Below are 22104 nucleotides of genomic sequence, written 5' to 3'. Positions count from 1 at the left end.
AGCTAACAGCGAGCGCTTGGGAAGTAGGAAGTCAATACTTCTCGTTTAACAAATGCAGATTAATCTATGAGGCTAGAAAAGTAACGAGTAACGAGTAACAAGTAACGCTACCTACTATTCACTACCTATTTGCGAAGCTTATGCTAAAGCACTAGCTACGCGTCGTCCTTTAGGACTACCTACTACTTAACTAATCAATAACAAAGCTTAAACGAGAAATATTGAGTAGGAAGTAGTTTGACAAAAAAAACGTTGCCTTTGTTCACCATAGGCAACGCTTTAGTCTAGATATCAATTCAAAATCGATAGATTAGTAGAGCTTATTTACGGCTAGAAATTACAGGTGCAGAAGTTGAGCTAGCTGTGCTAGTTGTGCCGATCGAACTAGAACGTTTTCTTCTTCTGGCTGTTGTGGTTTTAGCAGGTTGTTTTTCAGGAATTTGCATCATAAATACTACCAAAGGACGGCTTTTTAATTCCCGCTTCAATAAACGCTGTAAACCACCTTCAATTTCTAGACGTACTCCCGTCCAGTCAACCTCAGTTTCACCGTCTTTAGTTTCACTAAAATCGTTCCAGCGATCGCTTAAAATTCTTTCGACAGTTCGATTGACCAACTGTTGCAGTAAAGATTGCTCGATGGAAGTGACCACCCCCCGTAGGTGTAAAGCAGGAGTAGCGACTAATTCACCAGACCAGTTGATTGCAGCAGCGACAGTAATTACACCATCTTCAGCCAACTGCTGTCTTTCTTTCATCACGTTGTCTTGCACGATACCTGCACGGTCTACAAGTTCGATACCAGAAGGAACTTCTCCATTAACGCCAATGCTGTCTTCTGTAAGTTCAATGATATTGCCGTTTTTGATGATGACAATGTTTTCTTTCGGAATACCCATTGCCTGAGCCATGCCTGAGTGTTCTACCAACATCCTGTGTTCACCATGAACAGGGACAAAGAACTTGGGTCTGGTTAGATTAAGCATGAGCTTGTGGTCTTCTCGCGCACCATGACCTGAAACGTGAATTCCTTCTTTACGTCCATAGACTACTTTTGCTCCCTGCATCATCAGGCGATCGATGGTGTTAACCACGCCGATAGTGTTGCCAGGAATGGGATTAGCGGAAAAGATGATCGTGTCTCCTTCCCTCACACTAATTTGTCGATGTTCCCCTTTAGAAATACGGGTCATCGCTGCTAATTCTTCACCCTGAGAGCCAGTACAAAGAATTAAAACTTTTTCGTCTGGTAAACGATTGACTGAGCGTAAGGGTTCAAAAATATCGTCACGACACTGGATATACCCTAGTTTACGAGCGTGGGCAATCACGTTTAGCATCGAACGTCCGACGACTGCAACCTTGCGACCATGCTTACGAGCTAAGTCTAAGACCATATTGACTCGATGCACTGAAGAAGAGAAGGTGGTCACCATAATCCGCCCCTCTGCGCCATTAAAGATGCGATCTAGGTTGGGATAGACGGATCTCTCTGAAGGGGTATGTCCTGGAACTTCAGCATTGGTAGAATCGCTCAGCAAGCACAGTACACCCTTGGCTCCATGCTCGGCTAGCTTCTGAAGATCGAAGTGTTCACCATCTACAGGAGTGTGGTCAATTTTAAAGTCTCCTGAATGGATGATTGTGCCAATTGGTGTATGGATGGCAACGGTAAAGCTGTCGGCGATGGAGTGGGTATTGCGGATATATTCAGCGCGGAAATACTGACCGATCTGGACAATGTCTCTGGGAAGAACGCTTTTTAAGGTAGTGCGATCGCTAACTCCCGCTTCTTCTAATTTATCGCTCAGCAAAGACATTGCTAGTCGCGGCCCATAAATTACAGGGATATCAAACTGCTTGAGGTGATAAGCAATACCGCCAATATGATCTTCATGACCATGAGTGACAATCATGCCCTTAATCCGATGAGAGTTCTCTCTCAAGTAGGTCATATCGGGTAAAACGATGTTGATGCCGTGCATTTGATCTGAGGGAAAACCCAATCCTGCATCCAGCAGAATTATTTCATCTTCGTATTCAAAGACACAAGTGTTTTTACCTATTTCATGCAGTCCACCCAAGGGAATAATTTTGACAGTTGGCTTTTTGCTTTTTTTGACTATTTTGCTCATGTGGTTTATTTGTATGTGGTTATTCGCGCTTTTTTATTTACTCAATAAAAACTGTAAATTCGCCTTAGAATTTCTATTGAAGAGAGTTTTCTAAGAACTGAACTATTACTGGGGACAATTAACTTTTTTTCTTGACTAACTGCTAACTGTGATCTAACTACGACTAGCTGCCGATCGCGGCCAGCTTTAATGTTTGTTGATGAATAAAGACCTGCTGTTGATTAGAGAATCCAAATCTTAGCTACTGATTACAATAATAGTCAATCAAAGAGTGCTGTTAACGCTATCTAAATTAGGTTTAATTCTGGCAAAATTAACTTTAACTTTTCTAATAAATCTAATTGTAACTCACATAATGGTGTTCGTAACTTACCTACCTGCCATCCTTGCAACCTTAAAGCAGTTTTGACAGGAATTGGGTTAGTGGTCATAAACAACGCTTGAAACAAAGGAAATAACTGTAACTGGATTTTGGTAGCCTGTTGATTATCCCCATTATGAAAGGCTGCAATCATTGACTGCATTTGCTTGCCGACTAAATGAGAAGCAACACTTACTACTCCAGAACTACCAACGGTCATCATCGGCAATGTTAACGCATCTTCTCCTGAATAAATCGCAAAATTAGCGGGGGTTAAACATTTGATTTTACAGGCTTGTTCTAAATTACCACTAGCTTCTTTAATTGCCACTATATTACTAATTTGCGCTAGGTTGGCTACAGTTTCTGCCTCCAAGTTACAACTAGTCCTGCCAGGCACATTGTAAAGCATCATTGGTAAATCGGGGCAAGCCTCGGCGATCGCTTTAAAATGCTCGTATAATCCTGCTTGGGGTGGCTTGTTATAGTATGGTACGACCTGCAATGAACCATCTAGGTTAAGTTTTGCTGCCTTGACTGTAGCAGCGATCGCTTCTGTTGTCGAATTCGATCCTGTTCCCGCGATGATTTTAGCGCGATCGCCCACCGCCTGCTTAATTACTTTAAATAGCTCATACTCTTCTGACCAACTTAAAGTTGGAGATTCTCCTGTAGTGCCGCAAACTACTAATCCATCACTACCGTGTTCTACCAAGTGAACCGCCAATTTTTCGGCAACTGCATAGTTGACACTGCCATCTTCAGCAAATGGTGTGACCATTGCCGTTATTACCCTACCAAACGGTTCTTCACGCATTTATCTGACTCATTATGATTACTATTTTCAATTTGTTCTCAATCTGTTCTCAGTCTGTATTTTCCCAGCTAGCTAGTTTCTTAAGCGCTCACCGCCGAATTAGGGACTGTTAATAAATTCTTTTGCAGTAATAACTCAGCAATTTGGATTGCATTCAAAGCTGCTCCTTTGCGAATTTGATCGCCACAAAGCCACAGTTCCAAACCGCGATCGCAAGAAATATCCTGACGAATTCGACCCACTAACACTGGATCTTTGCCTGTAGCATCAATCGGCATCGGGAAATAATTACTTTGCCAGTCTTCGACTAGCTTGACTCCTGGTGCTGCTGCAATCAACTCTCTAACTTGCTTAACATCAAAAGGTTGCTCAAACTCCAGATTAATAGCTTCAGAGTGCGCTCGTAATACGGGTACGCGGACACAGGTGGCGGTAATCGCAATATCTGGATCGCCAAATATTTTCCTGGTTTCATTAATCATTTTCATTTCCTCTTCGCAATATCCCTGCTCATTTAGAGGCGAATTATGGGGAAATAAATTAAAGGCGATCGGATAGGGTAAGACTTCCGCTTGGGGTTGCTTACCGTTTAAAATATCCTGAGCTTGAACCATAGCTTCTGTCATTGCTCTAGCTCCTGCACCAGAAGCAGATTGATAGGTAGCCACCACGATGCGCTTAATACGCTGAACCTGATGCAGAGGATAAATTGCCACCCCCATCAAAATCGTGGTGCAGTTAGGATTAGCAATCAGGCCCTGATGGTTAGCAGCCGCCGCAGAATTAATTTCAGGCACAATTAGAGGTACGCGCTCATCCATTCTAAAAGCGCTAGAGTTATCAATTACCACCGCTCCCGCAGCGATCGCTTGATGCGCCCATTTTTTAGAAGTAGAACCCCCCGCAGATGCCAAGACAAGATCGATATCTTTAAAAGAATTCTCGCTCACTACCTCAACGGTTATTTCCTGACCATTGAAAGCAATTTTACTCCCCGCCGAACGAGAAGATGCCAGTAACTTAAGATTTTTTAGAGGAAACTGGCGTTCGGCAAGTAAATCTAGTAGTTCCTTACCAACTGCTCCAGTCGCTCCTAAAATCGCTACATTCACTTTTTTAGACAATTATCTTGACCTCCTTCGGGCTTATCAATTTTAGTAAAGTTTGACGATCATCTGGTTTCAGACAAAATTATTTTGGCTTTAATTTCAGCAGTCTAATTGCTTAGTTTAACTACATCTAAAAAATAACCCGATAATTTGCTAGTCAATAAAAGATGTAGCTCGCTCAATAGATATATTATTATGACTATTGGTTCATGGAGAAAAACTGAGGCAAATTGTTCTGGTTATTTACATTTCGATACGCAAACTATTGTTACTACAGTAATTAACTAAGTGCATTGCAAGTTTTAACTTTAGCTTAAGTTTATCCCTACCTAGATCCACCCTAAAATTAACCCAGTAGTTTTGAGATATTAGCATCGATGAAAGTAACCCAGGAGAGACTTCCTGAAAGTCAAGTTGGTTTAAATATAGAAATTGCTCCAGAAGCGTCTCGAAATGCCTACGAAAAAATGGTGCAAAACCTTGCCCGTTCCAGCAATATTCCTGGGTTTCGTAAAGGAAAAGTACCCCGTCGCATTTTGTTACAAAGAATCGGTAACGATCGCATTAAGGCAGCAGCCCTCGAAGAATTAATTCAAAAATCTTTACAAGATGCCATTGAACAGGAATCGATTAAGGCTCTTGGTCAACCCAATTTACGCTCCAATTTTGATGAACTGTTAGGACAATATAATCCAGGGGACGCGATTAGCTTTTCTGTTGCCGTAGATGTTCCTCCCAGTATAGAACTGTCTGACTACAATAATCTCAGCGTTAAAGCAGAAGAAATAGTCTATCAGCCCGAAAAGGTTGATGATTTTATCAATCAGCGTCGCGAGCAAAAAGCCGATCTTGTTCCCGTAGAAGAACGTGCAGCTCAAATGGGAGATGTGGCATTCGTTGATTTTAAAGGCATTCTCCCAGAAGAGGAAAATAAGGAAATCGAAGGGGGCAGCGCCACTAATTTCCAGGTGGAAATAGCCGAAGGCAAACTAATTCCTGGCATGGTAGAAGGCATTGTGGGCATGAAGCCTGAAGAAACTAAGGATGTGTCCGTTACCTTTCCTGAAGATTATCCCCAAGAAGATTTAGCGGGTAAGCCAGCCATTTTTAGTATTACGCTGAATGAGCTAAAAACCAAAGAGCTACCAGAATTGGACGATGATTTTGCTCAAGAAGTCAGTGATGATGAGTTTGACACCTTCGCAGCCTATAAAGAGTCGATCGAAAAACAGTTTAAAGAACAAGCCCAAAACCAAACCAACAATAACATCAATGAGGCGATCGCTGCTGCCTTGATGGAACAAAACCAGATCGATCTGCCAGAATCTTTGGTGCAGGAAGAAACAACTAGCGTGTTGACGAAAACCCTGATGCAAATGCAGCAAATGGGCTTGGATGTCAAACAGTTGTTTAACTCGGATAATGTTCCCATGTTGCGAGATAATGCTCGCCCTGAAGCGGTATCCAATCTACAAAAATCATTAATTCTCCAAGAAATAGCGAAAAAAGAAGCACTAGAACCCGATCAAGGGGCGATCGATGCCAAAATCACTGAAATAAGACCACAACTGGCAGGACAAGAAGTAGACGAGGAACGTTTACTAGAAATGGTCACAAGCGATTTACTCACTGAAAACACTTATAAGTTTTTACGCGATAAAGCTCAAATAGAGCTGGTTCCTGAAGGTTCTCTCCAAAAAGCTCAAGAAGCTCAAGCAGAACAAGAAGATTCTGAGACGGAAATAAAAACTGTTGAGGCAGAAGTGGTCGCTGATTCTGAGTAACGCTAAATGAGTTAAATTGCTAATGAAGAACTAAAAAAGCAGAATTATAATTAAGTTTTAAGTTGCCCTATTTTTTTTTCATTAGCATTCTTGGTTGGCAATCCCTACTATTCATCATTGTTAGTTGAGTCATAATAAATATAAGGAGCCTCAGCAATTAACTATAATTGTTTCCAGCCCATAACATATTCAAAATAGTGACAAATTTTTGGCAAAAACCTATGCTAGAATCGCATTCAGCCTATAGCTTCCTCGTTAGCAAAAACCTGCCTCAAGTTAGCTCAATGCTGACAGAAGTGAATGTCATACCGATGGTGGTAGAACAGTCAGGTCTAGGGGAACGCGCCTTTGATATCTACTCTCGTCTGTTACGAGAGCGCATTATCTTTTTAGGGACAGCTATTGACGATAAGGTGGCTGATTCTGTAGTTGCTCAGTTACTATATCTCGAAGCAGAAGATCCTGAAAAAGACATTCAAATTTACATTAACTCTCCTGGCGGTTCAGTCTACTCAGGGCTGGCGATGTATGACACCATGCAGCAAATTCAACCAGATGTGGTAACAATCTGTTATGGTATTGCTGCTAGCATGGGCGCTTTCTTGTTATCTGGTGGTACTAAAGGAAAGCGGATGGCTCTACCTAGCTCACGAATTATGATTCACCAACCTTTAGGGGGTGCGCAGGGGCAGGCTACTGATATTGAAATTCAGGCAAAAGAAATCCTTTATATTAAGCAAAGACTTAATGAACTGATCGCAGGACATACTGGTCAACCTTTTGATAAGATAGCTGCCGATACAGAGAGAGATTTCTATATGTCTTCCGAAGATGCTGTGGAATATGGCTTAATCGATAAAGTTATTACTAAATCGTCAGCGACTCTCACACCTACTACCTAAAAAGCTCTACTAGTCAGAGGTCTATATGTCTAAATACGACTCCCATCTAAAATGTTCGTTTTGCGGAAAATCTCAAGAACAGGTCAGAAAATTAATTGCTGGCCCTGGAGTATATATTTGTGACGAATGTGTCGAACTGTGCAACGAAATTCTAGATGAGGAGTTAATCGAAGAGGGGGCAATAGTCTCTTCTCCTGCTGTGTCTGGTAATTCAGAAGCCAAGCCACCCAAGAAACGAAAAGCTAGAGTGGGTGGTATTGCTTTTGGCGATATTCCCAAGCCAATTGAAATTAAGAAGTGTTTGGATGAACACGTCATTGGTCAGGAAGAAGCCAAGAAGGTTCTCTCAGTCGGGGTTTACAATCATTACAAGCGTCTGAGCATAGCAAATAAAGCTAAAGACGCAGAAGATTCTGTCGAACTACAGAAATCCAACGTCCTGTTAATTGGGCCTACTGGCTGCGGTAAGACTTTATTGGCACAGACTTTGGCTAAAGTTTTACAAGTTCCCTTTGCAGTAGCTGATGCCACTACTCTGACTGAAGCAGGATATGTAGGAGAAGATGTTGAGAATATCTTACTACGACTCTTGCAGGTAGCCGATTTAGATGTAGAAGAAGCCCAACGAGGTATTATCTATATTGACGAGATTGATAAGATTGCCCGTAAGAGTGAAAATGCCTCGATTACTCGCGATGTTTCGGGAGAAGGTGTACAGCAGGCGCTACTAAAAATGCTGGAAGGAACAGTGGCTAATGTACCGCCCCAAGGTGGTCGCAAGCATCCCTACCAAGATTGTATTCAGATAGATACTAAAAATATTCTGTTTATCTGTGGCGGTGCATTTGTTGGTCTAGATAAGGTGGTTGAGCGTCGTTTGGGTAAAAAGTCAATTGGGTTTATCCAGAAAGGAGAGCGATCTGGATTAAAAGAAAAGCGTACTGCCGACGTTTTACAGAAATTAGAGTTAGACGATCTAGTCAAGTTTGGCATGATTCCTGAATTTGTCGGACGAATTCCTGTTACCGCAGCCTTAGAGCCTCTGGATGAAGAAACTTTAGTCCAGATTTTGACTCAACCCCGTAACGCCATTGTCAAGCAATATCAAAAGCTGTTGAGAATGGACAACATTGAGCTAGAGTTCACTGAAGGAGCAATTAAAGCTTTAGCTAAAGAAGCTTTTCGTCGCAAGACTGGTGCTAGAGCCTTAAGAGGCATTGTTGAGGAATTGATGCTGGAGGTGATGTATGAGATTCCTTCCCGCGAAGATGTTTATCAATGTATTATTACCGAAGAAATGGTAGAAAAACGTTCTACGGCTGAATTGATTGTTCATCCTGCTTCCTATCGCAAGCCAGAATCGGCTTAGTTTGACGATCGGACTGTAGTTTTTCTTAGTTAATCAAAACCTTAGTTCATATTCAATCAGTCCTCTAGTGCCATCTTCTTGGAAATTACTCGAACCCCGCAGGACAAAGTTGTCGTTGAGGCGATAGCGAAAACCAAATTGAGCAGGAGTGTCATTGTTTAAAATTTTCAGCACAGAGAAAGAAAGATCTTTAATTAAGTCAAAGGCGATTTCTCCTGCTAGGCCATCTCCTTGATTATCTCGATTCTCATCAATGATGGGGGTAGGAAACAGCCTTAGTTCACCAATGGGAAAAATGTTATTAAATTCTGCATTTAAACTACCAAAGAGTGCTGAACCAGCTAAGGTAGCCAATCCAGCAGTACCATTGCTGTTTGCTAAAGCTTCGACAAAACCCCCTCCTAATAAGACCGCAATTTCATCTGGACTACGAGGCGGACTACTGGTAAGCTCAATTTTGTTATTGTTAGTGATTTGACTGGCAAGTCCCTTTACCTTGGCGGAGACTCGAATAGTTTCGAGGGTGGTTAAGCCAAAATCGGGAATTTCGGTTGGCGATAACTCACTAGGAATGTTGCGGTTGCTGGCTTCGATCGCTGAACCAATTAATAAAATATCTAAGAAAGGATCGATCCCATTATTGCTGGAAAAACGAGCCGTGTTTTGATAGTCTCGCGATAAGTTTAATTGAGTGGTAAAGAGGTTAAGCTGACCGCGTTTCAACCTAATCGTACCGTTGGGACTGGGTTGGAGAAAAGTACCATTGATGTCTAGATTTCCCGTAGCTGTGAAGGTAAAGAGTGGCTGTTGACTAATCTGAATGTCTTTACCTAAACGTAATTTAAGATTTTTATATTGAGTGATGGCGGCAATTCCCTGCTCGGCAGCATCAGGTCTGGCAATGGCATTGAGGCGATCGCTAAAATCCGTAGATTTAGATTTAGCTTCATCACTATCGCTGTCATCGTTCAGCAGAATTGTACCGTCAAAGAGAGTTAAATCACCAGTGACATTGGGTTCGGTTGCCTTACCTAATATTTGTAGGCTTCCTCTCACGCCTCCGTTATATAGTTTGGGGATTGCAACTGTTTGAATGTCATTGAAGTTGATGGTCAAAGGATTAAGGGGGACTGTTTCACTAAAGGGAATAGTGCCAGTTGCGGTAATTTTGCCCCCGCCAAAATCTCCTTCAAAGTTATTGACACGCACATTATCTAGATCGAAAAATACCTGACTGTTGATTTTGGTAAGCAAATTCTTGGGTAAACTCTTGGCTGAGATGGTCGCATTTTTAAGATTGACTATTCCCTGAGCCGATAACTTACGTGGTAGTTTTTGCTGTTGGTCGAGAATTCCTGTAATATCTAGGGCAATGTTGCCTGCACCGTCAATCCACTTGAGTTCTCCCCGCGAAAAGATATCTAGTAGAGCCAAGCCTTTATCTTTAACGTTAAGCTGTAGTTCTAGGCGATCGCTTTGGGGTTTAGCTTGGGCGAAAGGTAGTTGATAGGGAACGCTACCTCGAAGAATCAAAGGATCGGCATTGGTGGCAATTATGCTGCTGGCGGAAAATTCTAAACGAGATTGTTTATAGTTAAAGCTGCCTTTGGTTGATTGGATGGAGGTATCGTTTAACGAAGCATTATCAATGCTAATCTCTCCCCTGGCTTGAGGGTTATCTTTGCTGCCTGCAATACTGGCAGTAGCATTAATTAGACCATCTACAGCTGGTTCTGAAGGTAAGGAAAATAGCTGTTCGATTAATTTCATCGGCATGTCTACTAGTCTCAATTGTCCCGATTGGGTTGAACCACCAAAAGTACCTGTAAATAGAAGGGTTGGCGAAATATTATTTTGAACATTAGATTTAGTCAGATCTTGAAGTTGTACCGAAATAGGTAGTAAAGTCAAAATCCCTTCCCGCAGACTTCCCTGGGCGATAATTTTTTCACCAGTTAAATTACCCCAGCGCCATTCTTGACCGATGAAATCAAATTCTGAAGTGATGCCTTTTTTTAAAGAGCCAAACAGGTTAATTTCGCCATTGAAAGTTCCCCGTAGGTTTTTCAGGTCGGGAACTAAAGCCGTTTGTCTTTCTTCCTGTGCTGAGGCTAGCCAGGCTTGAATTGCAGCTAATAACTGAAGCTGGTCGATCACAGGCGCATTTTTTAAACCCAGATCGAATAAAGCTTGTTTCTGAGGGGAAGTTGCTGGCTGATATAGATCGGTAGCTTTACCATAAGCGCGATCGCTAAATATACGAGCAAAGTCCGTCAGTTCAAAAATTTGCAGGGCAACTAAGATATCCTGAATCTGTCCTCCATTAACGCTAACTTGACCATCTAGCTCTAGATCATCTGGTTTTTGACGTAGATTACCCGTTAGTTTATAAATGCTGTCTCTTTGCTTAAATTCAGCATCCTGAACGGCGAAATAACCATCAACGTATTGAAAATCTCCTGCTAAGCGATCGCCTCTGATACTGGCTAAAGCTGGGTTTTCAATGACCACATCTGTACCAGTAGTGGCTAAAGTCTTCAGATTAAAGGTAAAATCTCCCGACAGATTGCCTTTGACTGGTTGCAGCGCGAGATTTTTGGATACGGCAAACTCTTCGCTTTTTAGTGCCATAGTTTTGAGCAGTTCGATCGGCACATTCGCTGTAGTCAGGTTGAGAATGTCTTGTTCCCCTGTTCCCGTTACTTGAAAATAGTCTTGTGCGATCGCTAAACTCACAGGCGAAAAATCAGGATTTAAAACCAATTTAATCCGATCTAGAGGTCGAGATGGCTGATTAGAGTCGCCCGTAGCAGGTAATAATGGGGTAGTTAAAGCTTCTTGGAGATTAAGTTGCACCCCTTCAGGTGATACTTGGACGTTACCCGCGAGGAAAGGCGCAAAATCTAGACCCTCAACGCGAAAATCCTGAAGACCTAAATTACCGTTAATTTTCAGAGCAGAAGGCACTCCGCTAAGATTGCCTGAGAAGTCTGCTTTCCCTGTGTAGTCTAAGTTTGTTGCCCAACTAGGTAATGGTAGACGCAGCTTTTTCAGCTCGATCCTGCGGGCTTGGGGAACGTCAAATTCAAAATACTCTACCGCAGCCAACTTATCGGGAATAGTGCTAAAAAACGATTTGTTTAGCACTATATAGCCCTGAGCATCTAAACCATCACCTGTAGCTTGCAGTACGTTTAGGCGTTTCCCATCCCAAGCAATAGCCGTAGATAGAGGCTGTTCTAATAGATCAATTCCTTGACTAAAGCTCAGATTCCCCTTGGCGGTTACGGCGCTGGGAGTCAAATTATCTACTTTACCCGCAACTGTTAGATTGCCCCCCAGTTTTCCCTTAAGTTCGAGTTCATTAGAATTAGGATCGGCAAATAGACTCAAATCTACTTGTTGGGGCGTTACTTGAGCGTTAAATTTACCGTTGGCGATCGCCAGTTGTTGAGCTTGAAATACGCCTTCTGGTAGGGTCAAACTACCATTCCCTGTGGCTTTAATCCCTTCAGGGGTAATATTATCTGTCGTTCCAGCGAGCTTTACTCTACCGTTAACCAGTCCAGCAAACTGATCGGGAGTGCTTGAGCTTAATTCCTTCAGCTTAAGATTAGTACCTTGGGCGATCGCTGTCCAGTCTCGATCGACAATTTTTAAATCATCTACCTTAACTTGCCCCTGGGCTAAAGCTAAATCGCCAAAACCGTTAATCAAGGTTTGAGGCTGCGCCCGATCGGGAATATTACCCGTGAGATAAAATTTTCCGCTCAGGTTATCGTTAAATTCGTCAGGTAAGTCGGGAAATAAACGCTGTAGCTTTAAGTTCTTAGTCTTAGTATCTGCCGTCCATTTGCCCTGATTAATCGCAATTTTAGGTATAGAAACTTTTCCACCAACGGTATTAAGGTTTGCTTGACCCTTTGCTTTAACCTGATTTAAATTACCAAAATTTTTCGTTCCTGAAACGTCGAGGACACCAGTGACTAAACCTTGGGCAATAGTTGGCGCACTACCTTTGCCAATCGGCAAACTGCCAAACTCTACACTAGAAGCCGTCAGCTTTGATGACCAAACACCCTCGCCATAGTCTAGATTATCTACCTCAACTATACCGTTACCGAGGTCAAAATTAGCTTTGCCGTTACGAAAACGGAGAGTCGAGAGATCTGTTGCTTGGGCTGATATATTCGTTTGACCAGAAATTTGACCAATATCTACAGATAGCTGACTATTATAACCACGGGCGATCGCTTTAGCCGAAACTCCCGCTGCCTGGACGTTAAAGGCTAGGTTTTGCAATCCGTCTAGCTGAAACTGACCATTGCCGACAATTGTTCCCCCACCTTTAGGCGAGGAGGTAAACTGCCTAACGTTTAAAGTTGTACCGATTAACTCTAAATCAGCATTAATTGCTTGGAAATCTACTCGATCTATGCGACTAGGGCTAGTAGTAGCCAGATCGAACTGGACAACAGGAGCTTCTAGGCTACCTCTAACTGCTAAATTTCCGCCTATTTTGCCTTGAATTGGTACAGGAGCATCAAGTTCTAAAGCATCAATGACTTTTTGCGCTGTCACTGGCTTAACCTGCGTATCGATCTGGTAATTTCCTGCCTCTGCTAAATTTAACGAGCCAGAAGCAAGTCCTGAAACTTCACCAAAATTGGTCGCAATACGATTTAATTCAACCGTTGAACCCTTAAAACGCAGTTTGCCTTCACTACCGCTAAAAGGCTTAACTAAACCAGGGATTTGTAGGCTCACATTATCTAGATCTAATGCTCCTTGTAATTGAGGAATCGGCTCATCTTTTGTGAGAGTTATACCCAGCTTGCCATCAAGGTTACCCTGCTCCAACTCGATAGGTAACGCCAGCAAATTACTTACTTCAGATGCTTTTAACTGCCGTGCGATCAAATCTAAGTCAATAATTCCCGTCTTGCTATAACCTTTGCCATCAACCGTAAATTTGCCCCCTTGAATCAGTTCGGCTGTGGCATCAAACTTAATGGCATCATCCTGGGGACGAATAGTAATCTCGTCTATATTGGCAATTACCGCAGGATTTAAATTATTAGTCTGAGAATTATAGGCGACTAGAGAAAGCTGTCCTCCATCTAGTTGAATCGATTTAACCTCAACCTTAATTTTTCCCTTCGATTCTTTGCCTGAGCCAAAATCCGTAGGAGTCCACAGTTTAGATTCAGCTTGCTCTATATAGACATCAGGCTTAACTAGAGTCAGATCTAGTTTCAATTCCTTTTGACGGAGAAAATGCAAAGGTGCAAAATTAACCTTTACTTCCTGTGTTTTGACAAAATCAGGATTTTCTGAGGTAGAAGGTAAAGCACTCTTGCCAAAACTAGCTCCCGTGAAAGAGATGGATTTTAATTCCCCCAACTCTAGAGGACGATGGAGATAATCACCTGCTTCGGTTTCAATTAGAGGAATTAACTTACGCTGAATCAGATACCAACCATAGATTAAGCCCAATCCAGTACCACTCACAAGCAACAGAGAAACTGCCATGACTATCTCGCGCCATTTCCGATGAGACTTTACTGGGCGATCGCCAGAATTAGCTATTTTATCTGAATGATACTCAGAATCTTGGTTCATCTGATTGTTATGTTTTATAGCTGAAACTGCCAGTAAAGACAAAATTTTTCAGCTGTAGGCTGTAGTATCTTGGTTCAATCTATAGATATAGAAGAAAAGAGTTGCTAAATAGTTTCCTCTATTTAAGATTTTTTTAACAATGACCAGTATAACTATGATTTTATTTTATAGCGCTAAATAATAGTTAGATTGTTTATCTAATTAAATCTAATAAAAATGAAAATTTAGATTAAGGTTAAAGTAATTTCTAAGGAACACAAAATATTAGAGTTAAAAGATGGTGGCTGTGAACTTCTTACACGGATTCTTAAAAGTAAAAAAAGACTTAGTAGGTTGGGTTAAACGATAGTGCAACCCAACAAAAGTTATAGATGTTAGTTTTTGTGCCTCAACCCAACCTATACATTTCAAAGCTTATCTATTTAGCTAGTTTCGAGAAATAGTATTAGCTCTTTAAAGTTCAACTCATGTATTCTACTAAACTGCAAATTGCAGTAAAATATTGACAAAAAAATATCAAGTGACTCACGCTTAAATTCAGATTAAGTATGGTTTGACTAGTAAGCAAAAGCTAGTGATACCATTTCTTCTTAAGGTTGCACTTAATATTTTAAGTTTAAATCTCGCGCCAAGACGCAAAGACGCAAAGACGCAAAGGGAGCATCCCGCTTAGTTTGGGGCAAAGGGGTTAAATTAAATTTAGTGTCTTGTTATAGAGAATTGGTGTAAAAATTCACTAATTAGATTTTGTTGGTATTTAATCAGATGGTCGCAAATTCCGCTTAACTATTTTATGCTTTAGTAATAGCTTGTACTTGAGCAACTATTGTTTGATGAATCTGTTGCTGGTCTTGAGTTCCATCAATAGCGATCGCTTTACCCTCGTAAGCAGCAAATATCTGCTGATATTGTTCTTTAACTTTAGTTAATTTAGCTTTTGTCTCATATATTTCTTGTAAAGAACGTTCTTGTAATCTGGCTAAAGAAACTTCAATTGGGATGTCTAGATAAATTGTTAAATCTGGATTAGGAAAGCGATCGTTTAGTTTTTGAATAAAATTAAATTGTTTTACAGTATCGCAATTATATGCCAAAGAAGAGAAGTAATATCTAGTACTAATAACATGGTAATTATCTTTAATTAATTTAAAAACTCCATCTACATCATTATATAAATGATCGTGGCGATCGGCAGCGAATAGATAAGCCATTTGCCGATCAAATAAATCTTGTTCTTTACTAAAGATAATTCTTTTTTTTAAGGCTTGGCGAATTAAATTACCGATAATACCATTAGAAGGCTCTGGACTAATTACAGCTTGTTGTTGGTTGGCAATTAAGCTATTTTTTAACAACTCAGCCTGAGTAGTTTTACCTGAACTATCGATTCCTTCAAAAACAATAAACAATCTTTTATCCATTATTTAAAATAACAATAGTTAGTAATCAGTAATCAGTAATTAGTAATTAGTAATCATCGATGCCATTCTTGGCGGAGGGAAAACCAACTTCGGAGACGATTTAATAATCGCGGATGGCGCTGGAGTTTTTGCTGATAATAATTATTCCAGACGCGCTGCCAGATTTCAGACTGACTCAAATAAGTAGTTGGTAAGGATAAAGAAGTTAATCCGCGCATGGGGTTTTGCTCTAGTTTAATTTTATTCTGAATCATTAAGGCGATCGCCGTAATTAATTCTTCTGCGCGATCGCCTATTAAACTACAGCCGACAATTTCGCCATTTTCTCTAATTAACACCTTGCACATTCCCGTAGTATAGTTGGCTATTGGCGATCGCTCTAAATCAGCAAAATATTCTGTGACTAGATATAAATCTTTGCCGTATTGCTGTTGAGCTTGTTGAGTCGTTAAACCAACTCTAGCAAAATTAGGCTGAGTTGAAATTACCCAAGGTAGAGCATGATAATTCACCCGATACCAGGGCAAAAATAAGGTGTTTTTCAGAATTATATTAGCTTCATAGCGAGCAAAATTAGGCAGGCTATAACCACCAATGATATCCCCACAGGCGTAAATATTGGGGTTGGTTGTTTGCAATTTACGATTAACATAAACCCTCTGGCGATCGTATTTAACCCCTACCCCTGCTAAGTTCAAACCTGCAATATTAGGCTGTCGGACATCAGCGATAATAATTTGCTCGGCAGTCAAAGCGCGATCGCCTGCCTGTAACCATTTTTGTCCATCAATAGTTTTGATCTGACTCATCGGCGAATCTAAATAAAGCTTAATTCCTTCTGCTTCCAACTGCGCTTGTAGCAATAAAGCAAATTCAGGATCTTCTTGGGGTAAAATTCTCGACTGTGCCGTAACTAAAGTGATAGTTTTCTCAAACCTAGCTAAAGTTTGTGCTAATTCCAAAGCAGCAGGATCGCCACCCACAATAATAATCTTTTGCCCTAAACTTGCCAGATCTGTCTGCCATAAATCACGTAAAGTCAGGTAATTATTAACACCGTGCTGATCGACAAATTCTGAAGCATAATTAGCACCTGTAGCTAAGAGAAAAGCACGCGATCGCAATTTACGTTTAGCAGTCTGTAAAGCCAGGTGAGGCAAACGACAAAACTCTCCCTTCCCTGTAATCACATCAACCCCTAAAGCTGCTAAATTAGCCAACGAATTCTTGGTTTGGATTGTCGAAGTAACTCTGTTCAGGCAATCTTTAGCTGCTGTGAGAGAAATGGCTGAAACTTTAGTAACAGGATTATTTGCTAGTCGATCATTCCAGCATCCAACTTCACTAAGGATATTATTCACTAAGGCATCATTAGGCAAAAACAATTCATCACAGCTTGTCACCAAAGCAACCCGAGCCTGAAGTTGCACTGCCTTCTGCGCGGCATAAATACCCACCCAACTACTACCAATTACTACCAAGTCATAATCTACCGCCATGCTAATTTTTCACTATAGAAGATTGGGGGATTGGGGAATTGAGGAATTGGGGAATTGGGGAATTGGGGAATTAGGGAACATTAATAATTCATTTTTTTGTTAACATCCATTTATCGGCACTATTAATCATAGTGACAATTAATGCCAAAATTTGATTATATTGGCTATAGAGCTTTCTTCCCGAATCTATATTTAAATATTGGCATTTAACTGCAAACTTTAGCCAAACCTGAGTTTCTGCCGCTTTATGCGAAGCGGTATCCTTTAGGGCCGCCTCTGCATCATTCAACCTGAGTATAAATGAACCCTTATACCTTCTTCTTCGCCATGCTTCAGATAAATTAGCGCACACTGAACGAGAAGAACGTCTAATTTGATCGGTTAAAGAATATTTTTCCTCAAGAGGAAAATTTTTAGAAAGTTCAAATATTTCCATAGCAGTCTCGAAGGCAATTTTATAGACTTCTAAGTCTTCATGGTTACTAATAAATTTTGGTTGATTTCGCTGCATTTTCTATATTCCCTAATTCCCTAATTCCCTAATTCCCTAATAGCCTCGGTTAAAGCATCATTCTCTGGGGGTAAACGTACTGCAATTCGGAAATAGCGATCGCCCAATTCAGGAAAGCTGAGACAGTCGCGAATTACAATTTGATAATTTCTGAGCAATTGCTCTTGTAACTTGGTTGCTGAAAGTTCTGTCTTTACCAACAGATAATTTGCTACACCCTGTAGAGGATCGAGTCCAGGAATGGCCTCTAGCTGCTCAAATAAACGCGATCGCGCAGGAGTTAACCAATTCCAAGTTTGCTGCTGAAATTTCTTGTCTTGTAAGGCTGCTGCCGTTGCTGCTGCTGCTAGGGTATTAACTGACCAAGGATCGCGCCACTGCTGCCATTTTTTCAATCTATCGGGATGGGCGATCGCATAACCAATCCGTAGCCCAGGCAAACTATAAAACTTAGTCAAAGAGCGTAGAATTACCAAATTAGGATATTCGGCAACCCAAGGAATCAAGCTTTGCTCTTGAGCGGGCGTTAGAAAGTCCATAAAGGCTTCATCAATCACCACGAGGTTAAATTGCTTTAAATGAGGTAAAATCTCCTCTCTTGTCCACAATTTGCCCGTAGGGTTATGGGGATTGTTTAACAACAACCCTGATTGAGGCTGAGGTGACTGGGGAATGGGCAAGGAATCGAACAGTGTAGGGGCGAACTTGGTAAGGGCGAACGGCCGTTCGCCCCTACATGGTAATATTTTTCCGCCAAAGGCGTTTAATGCCCTGGCATAATCGCTAAAAGCGGGAGTAATTAGATACGTAAAATTTTGTTGTGCTAACTCTCTGCCTGCCCAGGTGAGCAACTCCGCTGAACCATTACCAGGCAAGATAAACTGAGGATCGATCTGATGATGGTTCGCTAAATGCGATCGCAATTCAGTATATTCAGGATCGGGATAAGCGCTTAGCTGGGGTGTATTGCTAATAATCGCGGCGATCGCACTTTGGGGAGTACCCAACGGGTTAATGCTGGCGGAAAAATCCGTTAAAGCAGAAACTGGGCAACCAGCAATTCTGGCCGCCCAATTCAAATTTCCACCGTGATGTGGTCGGTTCAAGATAAATTAGTTATCTAAAACTACTTCTTGCCAGGGGCTACTTTTTCTTTGAATAGTTTTCCTGCTGAGAAAGCGGGAACTTTAGTCGCGGGAATGGACATTTTTTCACCAGTTTTGGGGTTACGTCCTTCTCTTTCCTTGCGATCGCGACGTTCAAAAGAACCAAATCCTACTAGGGTTACTTTATCTCCATCAGAGACAGCTTCCATGATAGTTTCGATAGCTGCGGATAGTACAGCATCAGCTTGCTTCTTAGTTACAGTCGCTTTTTGTGAAATGCGATCGACTAGTTCTCCTTTGTTCATGGTAATTTCCTGATTATTATTTACTTATGGTTTGTGTGTTTTGTGTTTTGTTCTCCACAGGAGAGAACTTAGAATTTGCCTGAGAAGTCTTACTTTACTAGCTTTGATCCCCCCTAGCCCCCCTTATTTAAGGGGGGAATAAGTCTTAAAGTCCTCCTTATCAAGGGGGGAATAAGTCTTAAAGTCCTCCTTATTAAGGGGGGAATAAGTCTTAAAGTCCCCCTTATTAAGGGGGATTTAGGGGGATCTGGTACTTTTCAGACGTTCTCTTTAGATTTAGAAAATGGATTAACCAAGGTTCACAGGGATTTCCGCCATTAATGACGAAAATAATTTGTGACCAGCCTAATTTATAGCATCAGAGTTCAAAAACCCCACAACATTTTATAGACTTTTCTTTAGTTACAGTCACGGTATCGGTCACTGACCATAGCCAGATTAATCCGTGACTGCCTTATTCTAAGCTCTACTTGGCAAATATGGATCGTTGAAAGCATTAATTTATCTAGATTTCAACAATTTTTCCACTTTCGCCTCGCCAAAACCAGCCTAAAAACCAGTAAAATACTCTACTTACCAAGCGCTCCAACACCTTGTTTCTGAAGCATTTCACGGCTTTCCTTACTAGGCTTAAAGTTACTTGCCAACCCCGCATCCTCTTCCACAATTTCAGGAGTTAACAAAACTATTACTTCTGCCCTTTCGTTGGTCTTATCGGTACTTCTGAACAAAGAACCAAGTAAAGGAATATCTCCCAAGATAGGTACTTTAGAAATAGTAGTTCTCTCTTGGTCTTGAATAATCCCTGATAAAATTAAGGTTTGACCATCTCGTAAACGTACTAAACCAGAACTAACTTCCCGTTCACTCAATAGGTTGAGTATATTCTCTGCTCCACCGCCACTATCAAAGTTTTGGGTAGCGCCAACCGAACTAACCTTGGGGCTAACAGACATGGATATAAAGCCGTTGTCATCAATTCTTTCTACATTTACAGTTAATGAAAGTCCAGCTTCTCCTATTTGTGGTGTGATAGTTCTTGCTCCTGAATCTCCATCAATTTCCGTTTTGACGCTTTCTACAATTTTTTGTATTAGTTTAACCGTACCTTGTTGCCCTTCTTGAACCATCAAAGTTGGATCAGTCAAGATTTTGGCATTCCCACTAGTAACTTTTGCCTCTAGTAAAGCTAAGAATTTATCAGGATACTGAAAGAGACTTGGTAATCCAGAAGTAGCTGTACCATTTGTTCCAGCGACAGTATCTCTTGTTCCATCACTATTGATGGTAATTGTATCATCTGTTGCCAAAGTTACATCTGTGATTCCTGTTGTAAAAGGATCTCCAGAAACACCTGCAATTCGATTAAAAAATGTTATTGCACCTTTTTCGGAGTTTCTCGTAACATTTCCAGAAGCATCGATGGTTACTGTGCCTGGAGTAGTCCCTCCAATAGTTACTCCAGCACCGTCTATATCTAGAAATGTGTTGGCACTAGCAAACGGATTGTTAATAATAGGCGGATTAGAAATTCTTCCACCAGGACTATTTAACTCAGCATTCGTAGGAGGAGCTGATTCCCCAAATCTTAAAGATGCCGAACCTTTATCTTGGCTGAAAAAGCTATCATTTACGCCAAAGGAAAAGCTACTGTTAAAAATATCTTGATTAAGCAAGTTGACATCCAGAACCTTGACATTAACTGATACCTGACGGCGACGAGCATCTAGTTGAGTCAAAAACGAAGTTGCTACTTCCACTTTACGTGGTTCGCCTACCAAAGTAATTGAGTTCAATCTACCATCGGTGGAAACCTGTAATCCTGTAAGCATGAGTGCTTGAGTGCCAGTTTCATCTTCGCTGCCACCATCTAAATCGCTTAATTCTGGGTTGGTTTCTTTTCTCTGGACAACTTTACCAGTTTCAGGGTCAATAATTTCTTCAACTTCGTTAGTGAGCCTCTTACCTTTGGCACCTTGACTCGCTAGATACAAAGCTGCGTTTTCTGCTGTGACTTGATTTAAGCGAATAGTACGGCTAACCAAATTACGCGCTTGAGCAGGTAATTGTTCACCAACGTAGATGATATTTCCTCGGCGGTTAGCGTCTAAACCTGAAATAAGCAATACGGAGTTGAATACTTCCTGCACAGGTTGATTGTCTAAATCTAGGGAGATGGTTGGGCCAGTTTCTTCACCGCCATTGTCTTGATTGGCTTGATCGCCAGCGTTATCTCCACCCGCGTATACCAGGCTTAAATTGGCAGTCTTAGCGAGCATAGATAAGACTTCTCTAACAGGGGCATCGCGCAATACCAAGTTAGAAACTAAAGCGCTAGAACCAAGATCTACCATATCAGGCATGGTATTGATGTTAGAAACCGCCATATCCCCCACAGGAGGAGCAGCAGCACGGGGTAAAGTTGCTGGAGCGGTAGAATCGTTTAATTCGGTTTCGCTATTTTGAGCGGTGAAAACCTTTTCTTTGACTTCATTAACGCGATTGTCTTGAATTACGACTTCAGGATTAGGAATTAAGATATCTGAATCTGTGTCACCTTTGTTAGAATCTTCGTCTATTTTTTCGTTATCTTTGTCTTTTGTCTGACCCAATGCTGACTTATAAGTTTGCTTGAGATTAGTCACAGTTTTTTGACCAAACTCTTTGATTTCTTGTTTCAAAGTATCAGCTTTTGTTACTTGATTGAGAGTGAGAATTAAATCATCTCCCTCTTGTTTGAACAAGGATTTTACTGGGGTATTCGCTTCAGTAGAAATTAGAATTTGGGTATGTTCGTTGTCAATCTGATTAATTTCTAGAGCTTTAATCCCAGCCATCGGATTATCTTCTTTGAAAGAATTTCCTTCTGGTAAATCTAAACTAGTATTAAGTATATTAGCTTCAATCGTATTATCACCACGGAGAGTATAAAAAGAAGCATCAGCCTGATTAGTTGCTGATAGTTTCAATTCCAGTTGATTGTTACTTTTAGCAATTTTTAGATCGGTAATTTTATTCTCGGCAGCCATCGAAGGAGCTGCGGTTAACATAACCGTTAGTGCGGTCAAAAAACCAAGGCGATCACAATAATTTTTCACTGTTTAATCCTCAACCTATACAGTTAGTAAATAAAGTAAATAATATTTTGCTAGTAGGGGCGAAC

13 protein-coding genes are annotated in these 22104 nt (G+C 41.1%); 3 read left to right on the top strand and 10 right to left on the bottom strand.

The features are described from left to right. Window positions 1-320: 320 nt before the first annotated feature. The 3 genes from KME09_03970 to KME09_03960 all read right to left on the bottom strand — a co-directional run bounded on the left by KME09_03970 (window position 321) and on the right by KME09_03960 (window position 4437). Window positions 321-2135, bottom strand: coding sequence for a ribonuclease J (locus KME09_03970; GenBank protein ID MBW4533072.1), 1815 nt, complete (start codon window positions 2133-2135; stop codon window positions 321-323). A 287-nt stretch (window positions 2136-2422) separates the two neighbouring features. Next, the gene (gene dapA, locus KME09_03965) at window positions 2423-3313 is read right to left on the bottom strand and encodes a 4-hydroxy-tetrahydrodipicolinate synthase (GenBank protein MBW4533071.1); all 891 of its coding nucleotides are present in this window, start codon (window positions 3311-3313) and stop codon (window positions 2423-2425) included. 80 nt (window positions 3314-3393) lie between these two features. After that, window positions 3394-4437, bottom strand: coding sequence for an aspartate-semialdehyde dehydrogenase (locus tag KME09_03960; protein MBW4533070.1), 1044 nt, complete (start codon window positions 4435-4437; stop codon window positions 3394-3396). Between the two features lie 362 nt (window positions 4438-4799). Here KME09_03960 and tig point away from each other — a divergent pair, with 362 nt between their 5' ends. The 3 genes from tig (at window position 4800) to clpX (ending at window position 8477) form a co-directional block, all read left to right on the top strand. Next, window positions 4800-6206 (top strand): trigger factor, encoded by a 1407-nt coding sequence (gene tig / locus KME09_03955; GenBank protein ID MBW4533069.1) that lies wholly within the window; start codon window positions 4800-4802, stop codon window positions 6204-6206. 221 nt (window positions 6207-6427) lie between these two features. Then, a complete protein-coding gene (gene clpP, locus KME09_03950; protein ID MBW4533068.1) occupies window positions 6428-7108 on the top strand; it encodes an ATP-dependent Clp endopeptidase proteolytic subunit ClpP in 681 nt (226 codons plus the stop codon). A gap of 25 nt (window positions 7109-7133) precedes the next feature. Next, window positions 7134-8477, top strand: a complete 1344-nt coding sequence (clpX, locus tag KME09_03945; protein MBW4533067.1) for an ATP-dependent protease ATP-binding subunit ClpX — start codon at window positions 7134-7136, stop codon at window positions 8475-8477. A 33-nt stretch (window positions 8478-8510) separates the two neighbouring features. Here clpX and KME09_03940 read toward each other — a convergent pair whose 3' ends face one another. The 7 genes from KME09_03940 to KME09_03910 form a co-directional block, all read right to left on the bottom strand. Continuing rightward, entirely contained in the window at window positions 8511-14132 is a 5622-nt protein-coding gene (locus KME09_03940) for a translocation/assembly module TamB domain-containing protein (protein ID MBW4533066.1), read from the bottom strand. Between the two features lie 758 nt (window positions 14133-14890). Then, window positions 14891-15520, bottom strand: coding sequence for a dTMP kinase (gene tmk / locus KME09_03935; protein ID MBW4533065.1), 630 nt, complete (start codon window positions 15518-15520; stop codon window positions 14891-14893). 53 nt (window positions 15521-15573) lie between these two features. Next, window positions 15574-17019 carry an NAD(P)/FAD-dependent oxidoreductase gene (locus KME09_03930; protein ID MBW4533064.1) on the bottom strand — a complete coding sequence of 482 codons (1446 nt, stop codon included), beginning with the start codon at window positions 17017-17019 and terminating at the stop codon, window positions 15574-15576. A gap of 88 nt (window positions 17020-17107) precedes the next feature. Beyond that, entirely contained in the window at window positions 17108-17530 is a 423-nt protein-coding gene (locus KME09_03925; GenBank protein MBW4533063.1) for a four helix bundle protein, read from the bottom strand. Between the two features lie 20 nt (window positions 17531-17550). Further along, entirely contained in the window at window positions 17551-18636 is a 1086-nt protein-coding gene (gene cobD / locus KME09_03920; GenBank protein MBW4533062.1) for a threonine-phosphate decarboxylase CobD, read from the bottom strand. A gap of 20 nt (window positions 18637-18656) precedes the next feature. Further along, on the bottom strand, window positions 18657-18941 hold the full coding sequence (locus KME09_03915) for an HU family DNA-binding protein (GenBank protein ID MBW4533061.1): 285 nt from the start codon (window positions 18939-18941) through the stop codon (window positions 18657-18659). A gap of 569 nt (window positions 18942-19510) precedes the next feature. After that, window positions 19511-22039, bottom strand: a complete 2529-nt coding sequence (locus KME09_03910) for a type II and III secretion system protein (GenBank protein ID MBW4533060.1) — start codon at window positions 22037-22039, stop codon at window positions 19511-19513. Window positions 22040-22104 lie beyond the last annotated feature (65 nt).

The sequence above is a fragment of the Pleurocapsa minor HA4230-MV1 genome (genome assembly GCA_019359095.1).
GTDB lineage: Bacteria > Cyanobacteriota > Cyanobacteriia > Cyanobacteriales > Xenococcaceae > Waterburya > Waterburya minor.
Note: the sequence above shows the minus strand (reverse complement) of the source record. Positions and strands in the feature narration are given on the sequence as shown.

What these genes read in the sequence shown, in the direction of transcription:
- KME09_03930 (MBW4533064.1), bottom strand. Translation starts at nt 17,019, where the DNA reads ATGGCGGTAGATTATGACTTGGTAGTAATTGGTAGTAGTTGGGTGGGT.
- KME09_03915 (MBW4533061.1), bottom strand. Translation starts at nt 18,941, where the DNA reads ATGAACAAAGGAGAACTAGTCGATCGCATTTCACAAAAAGCGACTGTA.
- KME09_03925 (MBW4533063.1), bottom strand. Translation starts at nt 17,530, where the DNA reads ATGCAGCGAAATCAACCAAAATTTATTAGTAACCATGAAGACTTAGAA.
- tmk (MBW4533065.1), bottom strand. Translation starts at nt 15,520, where the DNA reads ATGGATAAAAGATTGTTTATTGTTTTTGAAGGAATCGATAGTTCAGGT.
- clpP (MBW4533068.1), top strand. Translation starts at nt 6,428, where the DNA reads ATGCTAGAATCGCATTCAGCCTATAGCTTCCTCGTTAGCAAAAACCTG.
- KME09_03970 (MBW4533072.1), bottom strand. Translation starts at nt 2,135, where the DNA reads ATGAGCAAAATAGTCAAAAAAAGCAAAAAGCCAACTGTCAAAATTATT.
- tig (MBW4533069.1), top strand. Translation starts at nt 4,800, where the DNA reads ATGAAAGTAACCCAGGAGAGACTTCCTGAAAGTCAAGTTGGTTTAAAT.
- dapA (MBW4533071.1), bottom strand. Translation starts at nt 3,313, where the DNA reads ATGCGTGAAGAACCGTTTGGTAGGGTAATAACGGCAATGGTCACACCA.
- clpX (MBW4533067.1), top strand. Translation starts at nt 7,134, where the DNA reads ATGTCTAAATACGACTCCCATCTAAAATGTTCGTTTTGCGGAAAATCT.